Here is a 19,424-nt window from a genome sequence, read left to right as displayed (position 1 = left end):
GGCCGAGGACCCTAACGGGCTCCGGTCAGTCGTCCGTCAGGTCCTCTCCGTCCAGTTCGGCGAGGGCTTGGAGGGCGTTGCGGTCTCCGTGGTCGATGCCGACCTGCAGGTGCGAGCGGGCCTCGTCGGGACGGCCGGTGTCGATCAGGAACTGCGCGAGGGCGTAGGAGGAGCCGGACTCGTTGTGCCACACCGCCGCGCGGAACTCGCGTTCCGCGCCGTCGACGTCGCCGCCGGAGGTGAGCAGGAACGTCCCGTAGGCGGTGTGGGCGCGCAACGCACCGAGGTGGGCCGCTCGGCGGTAGAGCTCGTCCGCCTCGTCGTCGCGGCGGGCGGCCGCCCGCACGTCCGCGAGCGCGACGACCGTGTCCGGCCGGTCGTCCGACACCCAGCGCTCGGCGACCTCGATCGCCGCGGGCAGGTCCCCGGCCTCCAGGTGCAGCGCCGTCAGGTTGTCCGGGGCCTGCCGGTCCCCCTGCTCGGCAGCGCGGGTCAGCATCTGCACGGCCTCGCCGAAGCGGTTCTGGTCCCGCAGCAGGATGGCGAGGTCGTTGGCCGCGGCGAGCTCGCCGTACTCGACGGCGGCCCGGAAGGCGTCCTCCGCCCCGGCCGCGTCCCCCAGCTCCGCGAGCGCGACGCCGAGGCGCCCGGCGAACTCGACCCGCCCGCTCTCGACGAGCGCGCCGAGCCAGTCCGCGGCCGCGACCCAGCTGCCGTTGTCCAGGTAGGCGCGGGCGAGGAGGTCCGGTGCCGGTTCCTCGCCGGACGCCACGGCCTGGCGGAGCACCTCCACCGCGTCCGCGGAACGACCCGCATCGAGGAGCGCGCGGCCCTGCGCCGACAGCGACTGCGCGGTCTCCGACACTGGCGGCTCCCTCGGGTGGACGGGCGAGACGATGGTCTCATCCGAATGCCCGCTTCGTCGCCCGGAAGGGGAGTGCGGTGATCGTCGGCCAGGCGTCCGACGGTCGCCGGAAGTAATGAATCGATCGCGTTTCGCGACGGACTGTCATGAAGCTCACCCACCGCGCCGGACCGTCCACTCCGGCCTGGCCGCGCGGGCTGCGGGGAAGGCTTCGTTGGTAGGCCACCACGGACGACGTGCCGTGGCACCCGGTCCGGGTCCCGCGGCGGGTGGCGGTGACCGGGCCTCCCCGACGGTGGGGTAGGACGGGTGGCACGCCGCGACACGCCGGACGAAACGCCGTGGGCCGGGGCGAAATACTGCACCCTGGGGCGGCGCCGGACGGGTGAAGTGGATCGACGACGAGGGGTGGTGGCATGGTCGAGCGAGGGTCCGGCCGCTCCGCGTCCGGTTCCGGACGCGGACGCAGGTCCGCGGGGGCGTCGCTGTTCGGGTGGGACGGGACGCTCTCGGACGACTCCGGAGCGGAACGGCATCCCCCGGCAGACCGGGGATCGACGGCCGACCGCCGCTCCGTGCCCGGCCGGCGCCCGGCCGCCGACAAGGGCTCGTCCTCGGACCGGCTTCCCGCCGCCGAGCGCCGGACGCCGTCCGAGCGCCGCGCCCCGGCCCGCGACTCCCCGCTCGACCGCAAGACCGGTTCACGCTCCACCCCGGCCCGCTCCGGCTCCGCCCCGTCCTCCGGTGCCTCCCCGTCGGTCCGCTCCGGCGGGCGGGCCGACCCGCCCCGCCGGAAGCCGGGAACGGGCGCGACCCGCGCCGTCCCGCCCCGTCCCCCGGCCCGCAAGTCCGGCACCGGGGCCGGCGGCGGCAGGCCGCCCACCCGCCCGTCCCGTCCCCGGCCGGCCACGTCGCCGCTGCCCGAGCCCCGCGCCGTGCGCCTCCGCCGTCGCGCCCGGATCACCGTCTGCGGCCTGTCGGCGCTGGTCCTCGCCCTGACCGGGTCCGCGTGGGGGCTCTACCGGGACATCACCGGCGGCCTGACGACCACGAACGTCATCACCGGCGGCGCGAACTCCGGGGAACAGAACATCCTGCTCGTCGGCGTGGACAGCCGCACGGACGCCCAGGGCAACCCGCTCCCCCGTGAGGTGCTCGACCAGCTGCACGGCGGTGAGAGCAGCGGCGTGCTGAACTCGGACACGATCATCGTCCTGCACGTGCCCGACGACGGCGGCAGCGCGACGGCCTTCTCCATCCCCCGCGACAGCTACGTGGACATCCCCGGCTACCGCACGGACAAGATCAACGCGGCCTATCCGGTGACGAAGGCGCTCCGGTCCGAGGAACTGGTCAGGGCCGGGGGGCTGAACCCCAAGGAGCTCGACAGCGAGTCGTCGGCCGCCGGGCGCAGCGCGCTGATCCAGACCGTGCAGGACCTCACCGGCCTCAGGATCGACCACTACGCCGAGGTCAACCTGCTCGGCTTCTACAACCTGACCGAGGCGATCGGCGGCGTCGACGTCTGCCTGCGGAACCCGGTGAACGACGGCTTCTCCGGCGCGAACTTCCCCGCCGGCCCGCAGACGGTCTCCGGCGCGGCGGCGCTCTCGTTCGTCCGCCAGCGGCACGGCCTGCCCGAGGGGGACCTCTCGCGGATCCGCCGCCAGCAGGTGTTCCTGGCCGCCGTCGCGGACAAGACCCTGTCGAGCGGGACGCTCACGAACCCGTCGACGCTGTCGGGGCTCATCGACGTCGCCCACAAGTCCCTGGTCGTCGACTCCGGGTGGGACCTCCTCGCGTTCGCGCGGCAGGCCTCCGGGCTGGCGGCGGGCAACCTGAACTTCCTGACGATCCCGACGCAGGGCGGCGCGACGAACGACCGCGGTGACGTCGTGCTCGTCGATCCCGCGCAGGTCAAGAGCTTCGTCGAGCAGCAGACGACCCCCGCGGACGAGAAGCCCGAGGAGACGCCGACATCGGAGGAAACCCCCGATGTCGACCCGGCGGCCGTCACCGCGGACGTCGGCAACGGCTCCGGGACCACCGGGCTGGCCGCTCAGGTCGCGGGCACGCTCACCGCCGCGGGTTTCGTCGAGGGCCGCGTCGAGAACGCGCCGAGCCGCACGACCTCCGTGGTCCGCTACGCGCGGTCCGACGGCGACGCCGCGGCCCGGGCGGTCGCGGCGAAGCTCGGCGGGATCGGGGTCGAGCAGGCGGACGGGGTCGCGTCCGGGCACGTGCAGGTGCTGCTCGGCACGGACTTCGAGGCGCCCACCGCCGCGGTCGCGCCGCCCGCGGCGGCCACGTCGGCACCCGCGCCGGACGCCGGGCCGGCGATCAACGCCGGCGGCGTACCGTGCATCGACTGAGTCCGAGTCCGATCCGCTGAGAGGACATCCGTGTCCCTGACCGACGCCCTGCTCGACCCGATCCTCGCGACGAACCCGGCCCGGCCGCTGATCACGTTCTACGACGACGCGACCGGCGAGCGGATCGAACTCTCCGCCGTCACCGCCGCCAACTGGGCCGCGAAGGCCGCGAACCTGCTGCGCGACGAGTGCGACCTCGAGCCCGGGGGCTCGGTCGCGGTGCTGCTGCCGGCGCACTGGCAGACGGCGGCGGTGCTGCTCGCGGTGTGGTCCTGCGGCGCCGAGGTCACCGCGGACCCGGACGGCGCGGACCTGGTGCTGTGCGACGCGAACCGGGTCGACCTCGCGCTCGCCGCGAAGGCGTCGGGTGGGGTGGTGGCGCTGTCGATGGACGCGTTCGGCCGCGGGATCGACGGGCTGCCGGCCGGGGTCGTGGACTTCGCCACCGAGGTCCGGCTCCAGCCCGACGCGTTCGTCCCCTGGGAGCCGGTGACACAGGCCGCGACCGCGCTCGACGGCCGCACCGTCGCGGAGGTCCTCGCGGAGGCCCGGGACCGGGTCGACGCCCTGGGACTCGCCGCCACGGACCGGGTCCTCTCGACCCGGGAGTGGACCACCCTCGACGGGCTGCGCGACGGGCTCCTCGCCGTGCTCGCCGCCGGGGCCTCGCTGGTGCAGGTCGCCCATCCCGAGGACGCCGCCCTGGACCGACGCTACGTCGCGGAGAAGTGCAGCACCCGGCTCTGAGGGTGCCCGCGCCGCCCCGCACGCGGGGAGTGCGGGCGGTGCACGGGAGGAACGCGGCGCGTGGCACCGTGTAGGGCGTGACCGCCGTGCCTCCCACCAGCACCGCAGGTGCTGATCCCAGGGCTGCTGCCCGCTCCGTGTCCGCCGTGGACGTCGACGCCGCCGCCGAGCGGCTGCGCGCCGTGATCGGCCCGAGCCCGCTGCAGATCTCGGCCCGGCTCTCGGACGCCGTCGGCGGCGAGGTGTGGATCAAGCGCGAGGACCTGCAGCCCGTCCGGTCCTACAAGATCCGCGGCGCGTACAACCTGATCGCCCAGCTCGACGACACCGAGAAGGCCCGGGGCGTCGTCTGCGCGAGTGCCGGGAACCACGCCCAGGGCGTCGCGTTCGCGTGTTCCCGCCTGGGCGTCGAGGCGCGGGTGTACCTGCCCCGCACCACGCCGCGGCAGAAGCGGGACCGGGTCGCGCGGCTCGGCGGCAAGGTCGTGAAGGTCATCGTCATCGGCAACACCTACGACGACGCCGCGGCCGCCGCGGCGAAGGACGCCGCCGAGTCCGGCGCCACGCTCGTCCCCGCCTTCGACGACGAGCGCACCGTGGCCGGGCAGGGCACCGTCATCCGCGAGGTCCTCGGCCAGCTGGCGGACCCGCCGGACACCGTGATCGTCCCCGTCGGGGGCGGCGGCCTGCTCGCCGGCACGGTCGCCTACCTGGGGGAACGCCACCCGGAGGTCCGGGTCGTCGGCGTCGAGCCCGCCGGTGCGGCGAGCATGGCGGCGGCCCTGCGTGAGGGCGGCCCGACGACGCTCCCGCACGTCGACCCCTTCGTCGACGGGGCCGCGGTGCGCCGCGTCGGGGACGTCACGTTCCCGATCGTGCGGGACTCCGGCGTCGTGCTGGAGCCCGTCGCCGAGGGCCGGATCTGCGTCGAGATGCTGGCGCTCTACCAGGCCGACGGGATCATCGCCGAGCCCGCGGGCGCACTCGCCCCCGCCGCGCTCGAGCAGCTGGACATCCCGCACGGCTCGACGACGGTCTGCCTGCTCTCCGGCGGCAACAACGACGTCAGCCGGTACGCGGACGTCGTCGAGCGGGCCCTCGTCCACGAGGGGCGCAAGCACTACTTCCTGGTGGAGTTCCCGCAGGAGCCGGGCGCGCTGCGCAGCTTCCTGGACGACGTCCTGGGCCCGGACGACGACATCACGCTCTTCGAGTACATCAAGCGCAGCAACCGGGAGACCGGGCCCGCGCTCGTCGGCCTGGAGCTCGGGGACCCCACGGACCTGGACGCCCTGCTGGCCCGGATGGAGGCCGCCCCGCCCCAGATCGAGCGGATTCCCCCGGACTCCCCGCTCTTCCGCTTCATCCTCTGACGCATCCCCCGATCCCCCGCGAGTCGGCACTTCCGGAATGCCGAAACGCACATCCCGAGCGCTACCGAGATGTGCGTTTCGGACGACCGGAAGTGCCGACTCGCGGGAGCGGCGGGGCGGCGGTCAGCGCAGGAGCGAGCGGGCCATGACCATCCGCTGGACCTGGTTCGTGCCCTCGTAGATCTGGGTGATCTTCGCGTCCCGCATCATCCGCTCCACCGGGAAGTCCTTGGTGAAGCCGGCGCCGCCGAAGAGCTGCACCGCGTCCGTGGTCACCTGCATCGCGGTGTCGCTGGCCAGGCACTTGGCGGCGGAGGAGATGAAGCCGAGGTTCTTCTCGCCCCGCTCGGCGCGCGACGTCGCGACGTAGACGAGCTGGCGCGCGGCCTCCACCTTCATCGCCATGTCCGCGATCATGAACTGGACGCCCTGGAAGTCCGCGACGGCCTTGCCGAACTGCTTGCGCTCCTTGACGTAGGCGATCGCCTGGTCCAGCGCGCCCTGGGCGATGCCGACGGCCTGCGCGCCGATCGTCGGGCGGGTGTGGTCCAGCGTCGCGAGCGCGGTCTTGAAGCCGGTGCCCTCGGCCCCGATGATCCTGTCCCCGGGGATGCGGCAGTCCTGGAAGTAGACCTCCCGGGTCGGCGAGCCGGCGATGCCGAGCTTGCGTTCCTTCGGGCCGACGTCGAAGCCGGGATCGTCCTTGTGCACGACGAAGGCGGAGATGCCGTTGGCCTTCTTCTCGGGGTCCGTCACGGCCATGACCGTGTACCAGGTGGAGATGCCCGCGTTGGTGATCCAGGCCTTGGTGCCGTTGAGCACCCAGTCGTCCCCGTCCCGGCGTGCGCGGGTCTTCATGGATGCGGCGTCCGAACCCGCCTCGCGCTCGCTCAGCGCGTAGCTGATCATCGCCTCGCCCGACGCGATCGACGGCAGGACCTTCTGCTTGAGCTCCTCGGAGGCCGAGAGCAGGATCGGCACGGAGCCCAGGCCGTTGACCGCCGGGATCAACGACGACGACGCGCACACCCGCGCGACCTCCTCGATCACGATGCACGCCGCGAGCTCGTCCGCCCCCTCGCCGCCGTACTCCTCGGGGATGTGGACGGCGTGGAAGCCCGCCTTGGTCAGGGCCTCCTGCGCCTCGATCGGGTAGCGCGCCTGCTCGTCGACGTCGGCGGCGTAGGGCGCGATCTCCTTCTCCGCCAGCGCACGCACCGCGTCCCGCAGGGCCTCGTGCTCGTCGCTGAGCCGGTAGGTGTCGAAGTCGGCGTTCTGCATCGTCTGAACTTCCTCGTCCCGCGTCGGTGTCCGGTGCGACCTCACCGTAACGGCACTGCGTGCCATCTCGCAATCCCGCTGCTACCCTGCGTGCCATGACGGAGGCCGCGCCCCAGGTGCGCCGCGGGCGCTCGGCCGAGGGCCGCGCGGAGATCCGTCGTGACCTCGTCACCGCCGCGGTGGACCTGTTCACGGACCAGGGCTACGACGAGACGACCGTCGACGACATCGCCGCCACCGCCGGCGTCGGCCGCCGGACCTTCTTCCGCTACGTCCGCAGCAAGGAGGACGCGGTCTCCCCGGACCACGAGCTGGGCCTCGCCCGGATCGCGGCGGTGTTCGCCGACGCGCATCCCACCGAGCCGCTGCTGTCCGTGGTGCTGCGCGCCGGGGAGACCGTCTTCGACCTCTACCTGACGGACTCCGGGACCGCCCGCAAGCGGTTCGCCCTGGTCCACGAGGTGCCCGCGCTGCGGGACCGCGAGGCGGCCATGGTGCACCACTACCGGCGGCTCTTCACCCGCGAGCTGGGCCTGCGCCTGGCCGACGTCCCGGACGGGGACCTGCGGGCGGCCGTCACCGCAGCCGCGGTGGTCGCGGCGCACAACCAGGCGCTGCGGCGCTGGCTCGCGGACGGGGCGACGGCGGAGGGCGCGCAGGAGTGCGTGGCCCATTTCCGGAAGGTCGCGGAGATGCTCCCGCTCGACGCCCCGGTGGGCCTCGAGGACGTGACGCGCCGGCTCGAGCGGGCGGCCCGGAACCTGGAGCGGCGCAGCTCCTGACTCCGGATCCCTTTGCTGCCACCGAGGTCGGCTACCTCGCGGAGACGTACCGGGAGCGGCTGCCGAAGGCGTCGATCGGGAAGTCCTGCGTGCGGTTCACGAGCCTGGCGAACGTGGACGTCGACGTGCTGCGCGAGCTGGTCGCGGAGGCCGCGAGCCACGGGCCGGGGGCGGCGGTCGGCGTGGCCTGACGCTGGAGCCGCTCGCGCGGCGGAACGGATCCGGACATGGATGATCCCCGGGCCGCACCGGAAACGGTGCGCAAGCCGAGCTGGACGGGCTCGGACCCGGGGATCACGGTGACCGCCTGGAATTCGCCGGCACCTACCGACTTCCACGGCCGTCGAGAAAACGTCCCGCGGTGCTAGCGGACAGCCACCTCACGAGTCCTGTTGCTAATCAACGCTGGACCACCTCCTCTCCCATGTACAGCCAGCCTACGACCGCGATCCGGGAGTCCGCCACGACTTTTTCGCGCGGCCTCCTCACACCGTGGCGAGCACGGTCCGGGCGTCCTTGACCCCGGCCGTTCTTCCGGCCGACGGGTCCCGCTATCCGTTGCGCACAGCCGACCGGAGAGCCGCGTCCTTGTCCAGCACCATCTGCTCGAGCTCGGCCTGGAAGGTCTCCATCCGGGCCCGGAGCGCCTCGTCCGACGCCGCCAGGATCCGCACCGCGAGCAGGCCCGCGTTGCGCGCGTTGCCCACCGCGACCGTCGCCACCGGGACCCCGGCCGGCATCTGCACGATCGAGAGCAGCGAGTCCAGCCCGTCGAGCACCTTGAGCGGGACCGGCACGCCGATCACCGGCAGCGGCGTCGCGGACGCGACCATGCCCGGCAGGTGCGCCGCGCCGCCGGCCCCGGCGATGATCACCCTCAGGCCCCGGCCGGCAGCGTCCTTCGCGTAGTCCAGCATGCGCTGGGGGGTCCGGTGCGCGGAGTAGACGCCCACCTCGTAGGGCACGCCGAACTCCGCGAGCGCCTCGCCGGCCGCGCCCATGACGGGCCAGTCCGAGTCGCTGCCCATGATCACGCCCACCTGCGCCGGCAGGCCCTGGGGGTCAGTCATTGCGGTCTCCCGTCGTCGTGGGGACGGACACGGCCGCCCCGTCGTGCACGGACCAGCCGTCGGACCACTCGCCCGTCGAGAGCCAGTGCGCCCCGAGCTCGGCCCGCCGCCGGACCTCCGACATGTCCCGGCCGAGCGCCGTCACGTGCCCGACCTTGCGGGCCGGCCGCTCGCCCTTGCCGTACAGGTGGACCTTGACGTCCGGGAAGCGGGCGAACAGATGGTGGATCCGCTCGTCGACCGTCATCGACGGCGGCACGTCCGCCCCGAGCACGTTCGCCATGACGACGGCGGGCGCGGTCGGCGCGGTCGAGCCGAGCGGGTAGTCCAGGACCGCCCGCAGGTGCTGCTCGAACTGCGAGGTGCGGGCGCCCTCGATCGTCCAGTGCCCCGAGTTGTGCGGCCGCATCGCCAGCTCGTTCACGACCAGCCCCGCGTCCGTCTCGAACAGCTCGACGGCCAGCAGGCCGGTGACGTCGAGCTCGCGGGCGATCCGCAGGGCGAGGCCCTGCGCCTGAAGGGCCAGGTCCTCGGAGATCCCGGGCGCGGGCGAGAGCACCACGACGCACTGCCCGTTCTCCTGGATGCTCTCGACGACCGGCCACGCCGCGGCCTGCCCGAACGGCGAACGCGCGACCTGCGCGGCGAGCTCCCGACGCATGACCACGGCCTGCTCGGCCATCAGCGGCGTCCCCGCCGCCAGCAGCTCGGCGACCAGGTCCGGGTCCGGGGCCTGCAGGAACCAGACGCCGCGCCCGTCGTACCCGCCGCGGACGGCCTTGAGCACCACCGGCCAGCCGTGCTCCGCGCCGAACGCCTCGACGTCCGCGGGGCTCTCCACGGCCGCGAAGGGCGGGACCGCGATCCCGAGCCCGGCGAGCCGACGGCGCATGACGAGCTTGTCCTGCGCGTGCAGCAACGCGTCCGGGCCCGGCCGGACGGGCACCCCCCGCTCGACGAGCGCACGCAGGTGCTCCTGCGGCACACCCTCGTGGTCGAACGTGACGGCGTCGCAGGTCTTCGCGAGGGCGAGGAGGTCGTCGAGGGAGTCCGGCGATCCGGGCACGACGTCCGGGCTGACCAGCGCGGCGGGCTCGCCCGGCCCGGCGGCGAGCACGCGCAGCGTCTGGCCGAGGGCGATGGCGGCCTGGTGCGTCATCCGGGCCAGCTGCCCGCCGCCGATCATGCCGACGACGGGGAAGTCACGGGGGGTGCTCACGGTCCGGGGAGCCTAGCCGAGCGAAGCGCGGGCCCGGCCGAGCGCTCGGGGAGTTCGGTCGTCTGGCACGATCGGCCGAGTGTCCTTGGTGGAAACGGCGCTGGCGCGCATCCCGCAGCCGTACCGTGACCTCGCGATCAAGCACCGTGAGCTGGTGAAGTTCGCCTTCGTCGGCGGCACCACGTGGATCATCGACACCACGGTCTTCCTTCTCCTGAAGAGCACGGTCCTCGAGACCAAACCGCTCACGGCGAAGATCATGGCGGTGCTGATCGCGACGATCGTGTCCTACGTCATGAACCGCGAGTGGTCCTTCCGCACCCGCGGCGGCCGGGAGAAGCATCACGAGGCGTTGCTGTTCTTCCTGGTCAGCGGCATCGGCGTGGGCGTCTACTCCGCCCCGCTGGCCGTCTCCCGCTACCTGCTGCACCTGCAGATCCCCGAGGTCTCCCTGCTCACCCAGGAGGTCGCGGACTTCGTGAGCGGCCAGATCGTCGGGACCCTGGTCGGGATGGCCTTCCGCTGGTGGGCGTTCCGCCGGTTCGTCTTCCCGGACGAGAACGTCCGTCGTCAGGTGCCGGGCGCCACACCCTGATCCTCGCGGCCCGCCTCAGCGAGGGGTTGCCGTCGGGGGGCGCGGGGCGGCCACGACGTCGTCGGCCCTCGCCGCCGGTAGGAAGATCGTGAACGTGGGCGGCCTGGCGCGGGAGAGCTCCAGGCGGCCCCCGTCCGCCTCGACGAGCGCCCGGGCCAGGGCGAGCCCCAGGCCGGTCGACGACTGCACCGACACCCCCCGGTCGAACACGTGCGGCACGAGCTCCTCGGGGATGCCGGGGCCGGTGTCGCTCACCTCGACCACCAGCAGGGAGTCCCCGGACCGCGCGCTGATCGTGACGGTCCCGCCGCCGTGCTGCGTCGCGTTGTCCACGAGCGCGCCGACGGCCTCCCGGATCCGCGCGGGCGTGACCCGGGCGAGCAGCCCCTCCGGCACCCGCAGCCGCAACGTCCGGCCCGCCTGCACCAGCGCGGGCCGCCACTCCTCGACGACGGCCGCGAGCCCCTCCCGCAGGTCCATCGGCTCCGCGCCGGCTGCTCGAGCCGCGCGGGACGCCTCGAGCAGTTCGTCGAGGACGTCGGAGAGGCGTTCGGTCTGCTCGAGGGCGGCGAGCGCCTCACGGCGGGCGTCGGGGTCCGGGTGCGCGGCGAGCTCGTCGAGGCGCAGGGTCAGGGCCGTGATCCGGCTGCGGAGCTGATGGGACACGTCCCCGACCAGCGCACGTTCCCGTTGCACCAGCTCGGCCAGCGCCGTCGCGGAGGTGTCCAGGACGTCCGAGACGCGGTCCAGCTCGGGGATGTTGTGCCGGTGCGGGGTGCGGCGGAAGTCCCCGGCGCCGAGCCGGGCGGCCCGGTCCGCGACGTCGCGGAGCGGGTCGGCGAGCCGGCGGGCGGTGAGCGTCGCGACGATCGTCCCGGCACCGATGGAGATCACCACCAGCAGGAGCACGATCACCGTGACCTGCACCTGCTGTGTCCGCATGATCGACCGCGGCTCGGTGAGGGTGATCGTCCCGCCGAGCGCGAAGGGCAGCGTCTCGGTCACCGGGTCAGCGCCGGTGTCCGCCCCGAACGAGCGGCTCGGCTCCCCCGGCCGCTCGAGGGTCAGCCGGCCGGTGACGGGCACCGCGAGCGCGAGGGTCGACGGGTCGACGGCGCTCGGCTGCTCCTCGAGCCGCTCCGCGATCACCTCGAGCCGCGACGTCAGGTCCGCCCGGGTGATGTCCTCGACGAGTTGCCAGGTCGTGACGGCGAGCGGCCCGCCCAGCACGAGTGCGGTGATCGCGACGACGAGGAGGGTGGACTGGAGGATCCGGCGGCGCATCTGCTGGCCGGGTCAGTCGTGGTTGAAGCGGAAGCCGACACCGCGGACGGTCGCGATCCGGCGCTCCCCACCGATCTTGCGACGCAGCCACGACATGTGCATGTCCAGCGTCTTCGACGTCTTCATGTCCGGGTCGTTCCAGACCTCGCGGAGGATCTCCTCCCGCGTCACGACCTGCCCGGAGCGCAGCATCAGCACCCGCAGCAGCTCGAACTCCTTGTTCGCCAGAGCGATCTCCTGTCCGTCGACGAGCACGCGGCGGCCGGAGAGCTCCATCCGCACGCCGCCGACGTCGACCGTCTCGGGGGTGAGCCGGCGCAGCAACGCCCGGACCCGGGCCAGCAGCTCCGCGAGCCGGAACGGTTTGCCGACGTAGTCGTCCGCGCCCGCGTCCAGGCCGACGACGAAGTCCACCTCGTCCGTGCGGGCGGTCAGCATGAGGACGGGGAGGTCCGGGAAGTCCGGCCGCATCCGCCGGCAGACCTCGAGGCCGTCCATCTTGGGCAGCCCGAGATCGAGGACGAGGAGGTCGATGCCTCCCTCCCGGACGCGGTCGAGCGCGACGACGCCGTCGGGGGCGACGTCGACCTGGTAGCCCTCGCGCTGCAGGGCCCTGGAGAGCGGCTCCGCGATGGCGGCGTCGTCCTCGGCCAACAAGACCGTGGTCACGTCGGGAGCTTATGCCTTGCGGCGCGTGGCGGGGGTGGTGGCAAGGTTCTCCGACGTGAGCGACCACCCGGATCTCGACCTCGCCCTGCAGCTCGCGGACATCGCGGACGCGATCACGCTCCCCCGGTTCCGCGCCGCTGACCTGACTGTGACGACGAAGCCGGACCGCACCCCGGTCACGGACGCGGACATCGCCGCCGAGGACGCCCTGCGCGCCGCGCTCGCCGGGGAGAGTCCGGGGGACGCGGTGCTCGGCGAGGAGCGCGGCGGCTCCGAGCTGCCGGCGAGCGGCCGCGGCTGGGTGATCGACCCGATCGACGGCACCAAGGCCTTCTCCCGCGGCCTCCCGGTCTGGGCGACGCTGATCGCGCTGACCGTCCACGGGACGGCGACGGTCGGCGTCGCCAGCGCGCCCGCGCTCGGCCGGCGCTGGTGGGCGGCCGTGGGCGCCGGGGCCTGGACCAGCGATCTGCGCGGCGGCACCCGACGGATCGCGGTGTCCGGGGTGGCCGAGCTCGGCGACACCCTCGTCTCGACGACGAACCTGAACAGCTTCCGCTCGCGCGGCATGCTCGACGGCTGGCTCGCGCTCCTGGACCGGTGCTGGGAGACCCGCGCGTACGGGGACTTCTGGCAGCACTGCCTGGTCGCCGAGGGCGCCGTGGACCTCGCCGTCGAGCCGGTCGCGAGCGAGTGGGACCTCGCGGCGCTGCAGCCGATCGTCGAGGAGGCGGGCGGGCGGTTCACCGACCTGCACGGGAAGCAGGGGTACGCGGGCGGGAACGCGATGGCGTCCAACGGCCTGGTCCACGACGCCGCGGTGGCCGCCTTGGGCGCGCCCTGAGCTACCGTCGGCCCATGCCGGAGATCGCCTTCGAGGACCTCACCGCCGGACGGGTCTTCGACCTCGGGACCGTCACCGTCGACACCGACGAGATGGTCGCCTTCGCCCGCCGGTTCGATCCGCAGCCCTTCCACCTCGACGAGACCGCCGGCAAGGAGTCGATCTTCGGCCGGCTCGCCGCCTCCGGCTGGTACACCGCGGGCCTGTGGATGCGGCTCTACGTCGACGAGGTACTCCTGCGCTCGACGGCCCTGGGCTCGCCGGGCGGGGACGAGGTCGCCTGGCCCGCGCCGGTGTTCGGCGGCGACGTGCTGACCGGGAAGCTGGAGATCGTCGAGGCGCGGCGCTCGCGGAGCAAGCCGTGGATCGGGCTGATCACGCTGCGGGCGTGGATGTACCGCGGGGACCCGGCGGACCAGGACATCGTCTACCGGGCCCGGTTCACCGGGATGTTCGGGAGCCGGGACCAGAGGCCGCCCGCTCAGGAGTCCTGATCGGCCAGGGGGCGACGTCACCGCTGTCTCGGCGACGACGCGGCACCCGGAACGATCAGTCCCCGGACAGCGCCCTCACCACCCGTGAGGGCGAGGGCCGCCCCAGCTGACCGGCCATCCACACGCTGGTCCGCACCAGCGCGTCGAGGTTCGCGCCGTGGCTGATCTCCAGCCCGTCGAGCATCCACACGAGGTCCTCGGTGGCCAGGTTCCCGGTGGCGGACTTCGCATACGGGCAGCCGCCGAGCCCACCCGCGGACGAGTCCACGGTTGTCACACCGCGGCGCAGCGCGGCGAGGGTGTTGGCCAGGGCCTGGCCGTAGGTGTCGTGGAAGTGCACCGCGATCGCGTCGACGGGCACGGAGGCGGCCACGCACGCGTCGATCACGGCCTCGGCGTGCCCGGGCGTCCCGGTGCCGATCGTGTCCCCGAGGGAGAGCTGCGAGCAGCCCATCTCCATCAGCCGGCGCCCGACGGTGGCGACCTGTGCGGGCTCGACGGGCCCCTCCCAAGGGTCCCCGAACGCCATGGAGACGTACGCGCGGACGCGCAGCCCGGCCTCCCGCGCCCGCTTCACGACGGGGGAGAACATGCCGAACTGCTCGTCGAGGCTGCGGTTGAGGTTCTTGTTCGCGAACGTCTCGGTGGCGCTGGCGAACACGGCGATGTGGTCCACCCCGGACTCCAGCGCGCGGTCCAGGCCGCGGTCGTTCGGGACGAGGACCGGGTAGTCCACGCCCTCGCGTCGCTCCAGGAGGTCCAACAGCTCGGCGGCGTCGGCCAGCTGGGGCACCCATCTCGGGTGCACGAAGCTCGTCGCCTCGAGGGTGGTGAGCCCGGCGTCCGCGAGCCGGTTCAGGAACTCCGCCTTCACCGCGACGGGGACGACGGCCTTCTCGTTCTGCAGCCCGTCCCGCGCGCCGACCTCGTAGATCGTCACGTGCGCGGGCAGCCCCTGCGTGGAGACGGGCATCGGGAGCGCTCTGGTCGTCATCGTCGGCAACCTCCTCGTGGATCGTCGTCCGTCTCCTGGTAGAGCAGGGCGTGCACCCGCTCGACGCCGGGCACGTCGTGGAACTCCAACGGCTCGTCGGAGGCGGACTCGATGACCAGGGTGCCGCAGCCGAACACGCGCTCGAGCACGGTGTGGCGGAACTGGACGGAGTTCACCCGCGTCATCGGGATGTCGATGCCCTGCCGGGACAGGACGCCCTCGCGCACCAGCACCCGCCGGGTCGTCACGACGAAGTGTGTGGTGCGCCACCGGATCAGCGGCACCAGCGTGAGCCAGACGACCAGCACCACCCCGACGACGGCGATCGCGATCCACGCGATCCCGGCCCAGTTCTGCGCGCTCACCAGCGCGGCAAGGAACGCGCCGAGACCCACGGTGACCAGGAAGACCAGTACCGGGACGATCAGCATCTTCCAGTGCGGGTGCTTGTGGACCACCACCCGCTCGCCCTCGACGAGCAGCTCATCCGGGTACGGCATCGCGCCAATCTAGTCGGCTGCGGGGGCGTCGTCCTGGGGCCGGTCGGCGGGTCGCAGGTGCACGATGTCCCCGGCCGCGATCGCGCGGCGGTGCCCGTCGTGCTCCATGACGAGCAGGTGTCCGGACGGGTCGACGTCCTCCGCCATCCCGACGACGGCCGTGCCGCCCGGCATCTCCACCCGCACCTCCGAGCCGAGGCTGAGGCAACCGGCCCGGTAGTCCGCGCGCAGCCCGCTCGCGTCGGCGTCCCCGCCGGCGTCCCGCCAGACGGCCTCGCGTTCCCCGAGGTGCCTGAGCAGCGCGACGAGCAGGGCGGACCGGTCGACGGGGAACCCCTCCGCGGCGAACGACGTCGCCCCGGGAGGCAGATCCCCCTCCGCGTAGTCCACGTTGATCCCCATCCCGAGGACGATGCCCGGACCACCCCCGGACACCGGCGTCATCTCGGCGAGGATGCCCGCGCCCTTGCGCTGCTGCGGCCCCAGCAGCAGGTCGTTGGGCCACTTCATGCCGGCGGGCAGCTCCGGCGCGAGCTCGCGCACCGCGTCGAGCAGGGCGACGCCGGCGAGCATCGGGATCCAGCCCAGCCGCTCGGCGGGCACCCCCTCGGGCCGCCACAGCACGCTGACCGCGATCCCCGAGCCGCGGGGCGACTCCCACCTCCGGTCGAGCCGTCCGCGGCCCGCCTGCTGGTGCTCGGTCACGAGGACCGAGCGGTCGGGAGCGCCCTCGACGGCCATCCGGGTCAGGTCCGCGTTCGTGGAACCGGTCGCCTCGACGACGTCGAGCCGCGCCCACCGACCCGCGGGGCCGAGCAACGCGAGCCGCAGCGCGTGCGGGTCGTAGGAGACCGCCGGCGCGGCACCGGGCGGGGGTTCGGACGAGGTCACGGGTCGGACCGTATCCCCGTGACGGCGTTTCCTCCGGCCGGAGCACGCGACCGGCACGACGGACGGACGTCCGCGGTCGCCGGGTGAGCGCACCGGCCGGAGGAGCGACCGCGCCCGCGACCGGTCGTCCGGTCACGGACTCGACCCGATCGTGGCGCGGCGAACGTGACGCAGACCGCTCCGGCACCGGCGCGCCCCGTGTTACCGCCGGGTTAGGCTCCCGAGCCATGAGCGCTGCAACGGAGCCGATGGGGGACCCGTCGAACGCCCCGGACGTCGAGCCGGACGTGCACACGACGGCCGGGAAGCTTGCCGATCTCTACAAGCGGTTCGAGGGGGCGCTGCCCTCGGACGCCGCCGCCGAGCGCCAGCACGCCAAGGGCCGGCAGACCGCCCGTGAGCGCGTCGACCAGCTGCTGGACCCGGGCTCGTTCGTCGAGCTGGACGCGCTGGTCCGGCACCGGTCCACGAACTTCGGGATGCAGGACAAGCGCCCCTTCGGCGACGGCGTCGTCACCGGGACCGGCACCATCGACGGCCGGCCGGTCGCGGTGTTCAGCCAGGACGCCACGGTGTTCGGGGGCTCGCTGGGCGAGGTCTACGGCGAGAAGATCGTCAAGGTCATGGACCTGGCCGCGAAGATCGGCTGCCCGGTCGTCGGGATCAACGACGGCGGTGGCGCGCGGATCCAGGAGGGCGTCGTCGCGCTCGGCCTCTACGGCGAGATCTTCGTCCGCAACGTGCGGGCCTCCGGCGTCATCCCGCAGATCTCGCTGATCATGGGGCCGTCGGCCGGCGGCGCGGTGTACTCCCCCGCGCTCACGGACTTCACGGTCATGGTCGACGAGACCAGCCACATGTTCATCACCGGCCCGGACGTGATCAAGACCGTCACCGGTGAGGACGTGGACATGGAGGAGCTCGGCGGCGGCCGGGCCCACAACTCCAAGTCCGGTGTCGCGCACTACCTCGGCAGCGACGAGGAGGACGCGATCAACTACGTCAAGGAGCTGCTCGGCTTCCTGCCGTCGAACAACCTGTCCGAGCCGCCGGTCTTCCCTGCCTCCGAGCCCGTCGACGGGTCCATCGAGGACGGCATCACGGACACGGACCGCGAGCTCGACCTGATCGTCCCGGACTCGGCGAACACCCCCTACGACATCCGCGAGGTCATCAACCGCGTCGTCGACGAGGAGGACTTCCTCGAGGTCCAGGAGCTCTGGGCGCCCAACATCGTGACGGGCTTCGCGCGGATCGAGGGGCGCAGCGTCGGCATCGTCGCGAACCAGCCCACCCAGTTCGCCGGCTGCCTGGACATCGACGCGTCGGAGAAGGCGGCGCGCTTCGTCCGCACCTGCGACGCGTTCAACATCCCGATCCTGACCTTCGTCGACGTCCCGGGCTTCCTGCCCGGCACGGAGCAGGAGTGGAACGGCATCATCCGCCGCGGCGCGAAGCTGATCTACGCCTACGCGGAGGCGACCGTCCCGAAGGTCACGGTGATCACCCGCAAGGCCTACGGCGGCGCGTACGACGTCATGGGGTCCAAGCACCTCGGCGCGGATGTCAACATCGCCTGGCCGACCGCGCAGATCGCGGTGACGGGTGCCCAGGGCGCGGTGAACATCCTGTACCGCAAGGAGCTCCAGGGCCTGGAGGGCGACGAGCTCGCCGCCAAGCGTGCGGAGCTGCAGCAGGAGTACGAGGACACCCTCTGCAACCCCTACATCGCCGCGGACCGCGGGTACATCGACGCGGTCGTGCCGCCGGCGCACACCCGGGGGTACGTGGGCCGGGCGCTGCGGATGCTGCAGACCAAGCGCGAGGCGGGTCCGGCGCGCAAGCACGGGAACATCCCCCTGTGAGCGACGACGCTGTGAGCGACGACGCTGTGAGCGGCTCCGAGGCCGCGTCGGGAGAAGCGACCCCGGAGGAGCGCCGCGCGCTCTTCCGGGTGGTCCGCGGCGAGCCCACGGACGAGGAGCTGGCGGCGCTGACGGTCGTCATCGCGGCGGCCGCCTCGGCCGGCGGCCCCCCGCCGGAGAAGCCCCGGGACCTCTGGTCGGAGCCGGCCTCGCTCCTGCGCACGCCGCTCCCGCCCAGTCCGGGCCCGGGCGCCTGGAAGGCCTCGGCCCTCCCCCGCTGACCCGGCCCGCCCGGCCCCGCTCTCCCCGCGAGTCGGGGCTTGGGACCGGGCGAGTCGCTGTGCAACCCCGTGAGTCGCGCGCTGAGACCGGGCGACCCGGGGTCTGGGGCCGGGGCGAGTCGGGCTCTGAGACTCCGCGAGCCGCGGACCGGGAATGCGGGGGCGGAGCAGCCCGGGTGGGAGACGGCGGCGCCGACGTGCAGCCGCCACGCTGTCGAAGCGGTACCAGCGCTGTGGCGCTGGTACCGATCGAGGAGCCGGAATGATGTCGTCGCTGCATGATCGCGAACCGGGCGGTGGAACCGTACCCGCCGGGTACGTTCCGCCGCCCGATTCTCGATCATGGCCGCTTGCCTTGCCGGGGACCTAGGCCTGGAGCGCGACTCGCCGCGGGGCCGTCAGGTGGGGACGGGGGCGGTGCGGGAGAGGGCGTGCTCCACGAGCCTCACCAGTAGCGCGATGCCCGAGGAGGCCTCGCGGGCGTCGATCCACTGCACCGGGGTCTCCGGGCTGAGCGCGAGCGCGTCCCGTACGGCCTCCTCGTCGTGGTCGTTCGCCCCCGGGAATGTGTTGACCCCGATGACGTACGGGATCCGGCGGTTCTCGAAATAGTCGATCGCCGGGAAGCACTCGTCGACCCGGCGCAGGTCGACCAGGACGAGCGCGCCGACGGAACCCCGGGACAGCTCGTCCCACATGAACCAGAACCGCGACTGCCCGGGCGTGCCGAACAGGTAGAGGATCAGCGAGTCGTCGACCGTGATCCGGCCGAAGTCCATCGCGACCGTGGTCGTCCGTTTGTCCGGCACCGCGCGGGTGTCGTCCACGCCGACCGACGTCTCGGTCATCTGCTGCTCGGTGAGCAGCGGCTCGATCTCCGACAGCGCGCGGACCAGCGTCGTCTTGCCGACGCCGAATCCGCCCGCCACCAGGATCTTCAACGGGTAGAGCTCAGACCGATCGCGCACGAAGCCCCTCCAACAACCTCTCCAGGATCTCCGGCCCCGGCGTGCCGTCCGCGGTGACCTGCGGCCGGTGCACGGCCACGTAGCCCGCGTCCGCCAGGTCCCCGACCAGCACCCGCGCCACTCCTACCGGCACCTGCAGCACCGCACCGAGCTCGACGATCGACACCGGGGCCGCCGCGAGCTGCAGGATCGTCCGGTACTCCAGGTGCAGGTTCTCCGCCCATCGGCCCGCGTCGGTCACGGTGACCAACGCCTCCACCGGGAGGTCCGCTCCCGCCGACCGGGTCCGTCCGCCGGTGACCGCGTACACCGGGACGACCCGACCGGCGG

20 protein-coding genes are annotated in these 19,424 nt (G+C 73.2%); 9 read left to right on the top strand and 11 right to left on the bottom strand.

Features of this window, described 5'->3' with window-relative positions:
- Nucleotides 1-25: 25 nt before the first annotated feature.
- Nucleotides 26-865 (bottom strand): tetratricopeptide repeat protein, encoded by an 840-nt coding sequence (locus JWP64_RS27080; RefSeq protein WP_297502717.1) that lies wholly within the window; start codon nt 863-865, stop codon nt 26-28.
- Between the two features lie 575 nt (nt 866-1,440).
- Between JWP64_RS27080 and JWP64_RS27075 the strand changes: the two genes are divergently transcribed.
- From JWP64_RS27075 to ilvA, 3 genes are all read left to right on the top strand, one after another.
- On the top strand, nt 1,441-3,237 hold the full coding sequence (locus tag JWP64_RS27075) for an LCP family protein (RefSeq protein WP_297502715.1): 1,797 nt from the start codon (nt 1,441-1,443) through the stop codon (nt 3,235-3,237).
- 30 nt (nt 3,238-3,267) lie between these two features.
- Entirely contained in the window at nt 3,268-3,984 is a 717-nt protein-coding gene (locus JWP64_RS27070) for a TIGR03089 family protein (RefSeq protein WP_297502713.1), read from the top strand.
- 137 nt (nt 3,985-4,121) lie between these two features.
- Nucleotides 4,122-5,357, top strand: a complete 1,236-nt coding sequence (gene ilvA, locus JWP64_RS27065) for a threonine ammonia-lyase IlvA (protein ID WP_297502767.1) — start codon at nt 4,122-4,124, stop codon at nt 5,355-5,357.
- Nucleotides 5,358-5,480: 123 nt separating this feature from the next.
- On the opposite strand, the gene JWP64_RS27060 is transcribed toward ilvA, so the two are convergent.
- Nucleotides 5,481-6,638, bottom strand: a complete 1,158-nt coding sequence (locus JWP64_RS27060) for an acyl-CoA dehydrogenase (protein WP_297502712.1) — start codon at nt 6,636-6,638, stop codon at nt 5,481-5,483.
- A gap of 95 nt (nt 6,639-6,733) precedes the next feature.
- On the opposite strand from JWP64_RS27060, the gene JWP64_RS27055 reads away from it, so the two are divergent.
- Entirely contained in the window at nt 6,734-7,420 is a 687-nt protein-coding gene (locus tag JWP64_RS27055) for a TetR family transcriptional regulator (protein WP_297502710.1), read from the top strand.
- Nucleotides 7,421-7,971: 551 nt separating this feature from the next.
- On the opposite strand, the gene purE is transcribed toward JWP64_RS27055, so the two are convergent.
- Together purE and JWP64_RS27045 are read right to left on the bottom strand one after the other, a co-directional pair.
- Entirely contained in the window at nt 7,972-8,490 is a 519-nt protein-coding gene (purE, locus tag JWP64_RS27050; protein ID WP_297502708.1) for a 5-(carboxyamino)imidazole ribonucleotide mutase, read from the bottom strand.
- Entirely contained in the window at nt 8,483-9,709 is a 1,227-nt protein-coding gene (locus JWP64_RS27045; protein WP_297502706.1) for a 5-(carboxyamino)imidazole ribonucleotide synthase, read from the bottom strand. The genes purE and JWP64_RS27045 overlap by 8 nt, the downstream gene beginning before the upstream one ends.
- Nucleotides 9,710-9,788: 79 nt before the next feature.
- Between JWP64_RS27045 and JWP64_RS27040 the strand changes: the two genes are divergently transcribed.
- Nucleotides 9,789-10,304, top strand: coding sequence for a GtrA family protein (locus tag JWP64_RS27040; RefSeq protein WP_297502704.1), 516 nt, complete (start codon nt 9,789-9,791; stop codon nt 10,302-10,304).
- Between the two features lie 15 nt (nt 10,305-10,319).
- Here the strand turns inward: JWP64_RS27040 and JWP64_RS27035 are convergent, their stop codons facing one another.
- Together JWP64_RS27035 and JWP64_RS27030 are read right to left on the bottom strand one after the other, a co-directional pair.
- Nucleotides 10,320-11,588: an ATP-binding protein gene (locus tag JWP64_RS27035; RefSeq protein ID WP_297502702.1), complete on the bottom strand. Its 1,269-nt coding sequence runs from the start codon at nt 11,586-11,588 to the stop codon at nt 10,320-10,322.
- A 12-nt stretch (nt 11,589-11,600) separates the two neighbouring features.
- On the bottom strand, nt 11,601-12,257 hold the full coding sequence (locus tag JWP64_RS27030) for a response regulator transcription factor (RefSeq protein ID WP_297502700.1): 657 nt from the start codon (nt 12,255-12,257) through the stop codon (nt 11,601-11,603).
- Between the two features lie 55 nt (nt 12,258-12,312).
- Between JWP64_RS27030 and hisN the strand changes: the two genes are divergently transcribed.
- Both hisN and JWP64_RS27020 read left to right on the top strand, forming a co-directional pair.
- A complete protein-coding gene (gene hisN, locus JWP64_RS27025) occupies nt 12,313-13,101 on the top strand; it encodes a histidinol-phosphatase (protein WP_297502698.1) in 789 nt (262 codons plus the stop codon).
- A gap of 14 nt (nt 13,102-13,115) precedes the next feature.
- Complete coding sequence (locus tag JWP64_RS27020; protein ID WP_297502696.1) at nt 13,116-13,595, top strand: MaoC family dehydratase; 480 nt, start codon at nt 13,116-13,118, stop codon at nt 13,593-13,595.
- Nucleotides 13,596-13,650: 55 nt separating this feature from the next.
- Here JWP64_RS27020 and JWP64_RS27015 read toward each other — a convergent pair whose 3' ends face one another.
- Genes JWP64_RS27015 through JWP64_RS27005 form a run of 3 tightly spaced genes read right to left on the bottom strand, consistent with a single transcriptional unit; the run spans nt 13,651 to nt 15,980 of the window.
- A complete protein-coding gene (locus tag JWP64_RS27015; protein WP_297502694.1) occupies nt 13,651-14,589 on the bottom strand; it encodes a hydroxymethylglutaryl-CoA lyase in 939 nt (312 codons plus the stop codon).
- Nucleotides 14,586-15,089: a PH domain-containing protein gene (locus tag JWP64_RS27010; protein ID WP_297502691.1), complete on the bottom strand. Its 504-nt coding sequence runs from the start codon at nt 15,087-15,089 to the stop codon at nt 14,586-14,588. The genes JWP64_RS27015 and JWP64_RS27010 overlap by 4 nt, the downstream gene beginning before the upstream one ends.
- Nucleotides 15,090-15,098: 9 nt before the next feature.
- Nucleotides 15,099-15,980 (bottom strand): biotin--[acetyl-CoA-carboxylase] ligase, encoded by an 882-nt coding sequence (locus JWP64_RS27005; RefSeq protein ID WP_297502689.1) that lies wholly within the window; start codon nt 15,978-15,980, stop codon nt 15,099-15,101.
- A gap of 227 nt (nt 15,981-16,207) precedes the next feature.
- On the opposite strand from JWP64_RS27005, the gene JWP64_RS27000 reads away from it, so the two are divergent.
- Nucleotides 16,208-17,845 (top strand): acyl-CoA carboxylase subunit beta, encoded by a 1,638-nt coding sequence (locus JWP64_RS27000; protein WP_297502687.1) that lies wholly within the window; start codon nt 16,208-16,210, stop codon nt 17,843-17,845.
- Nucleotides 17,846-17,871: 26 nt separating this feature from the next.
- Nucleotides 17,872-18,126: an acyl-CoA carboxylase subunit epsilon gene (locus tag JWP64_RS26995; protein ID WP_297502765.1), complete on the top strand. Its 255-nt coding sequence runs from the start codon at nt 17,872-17,874 to the stop codon at nt 18,124-18,126.
- 398 nt (nt 18,127-18,524) lie between these two features.
- Here the strand turns inward: JWP64_RS26995 and JWP64_RS26990 are convergent, their stop codons facing one another.
- Both JWP64_RS26990 and JWP64_RS26985 read right to left on the bottom strand, forming a co-directional pair.
- Nucleotides 18,525-19,094: an ATP/GTP-binding protein gene (locus JWP64_RS26990; RefSeq protein ID WP_297502685.1), complete on the bottom strand. Its 570-nt coding sequence runs from the start codon at nt 19,092-19,094 to the stop codon at nt 18,525-18,527.
- Nucleotides 19,078-19,404: a DUF742 domain-containing protein gene (locus JWP64_RS26985; protein WP_297502683.1), complete on the bottom strand. Its 327-nt coding sequence runs from the start codon at nt 19,402-19,404 to the stop codon at nt 19,078-19,080. Before JWP64_RS26985 ends, JWP64_RS26990 begins: the two co-directional genes overlap by 17 nt.
- Between the last annotated feature and the right edge of the window lie 20 nt (nt 19,405-19,424).

The organism is Pseudonocardia sp., assembly GCF_025465255.1.
In the GTDB taxonomy this organism is placed as follows: domain Bacteria; phylum Actinomycetota; class Actinomycetes; order Mycobacteriales; family Pseudonocardiaceae; genus Pseudonocardia.
This window is presented reverse-complemented; position numbering and strand designations above follow the sequence as displayed.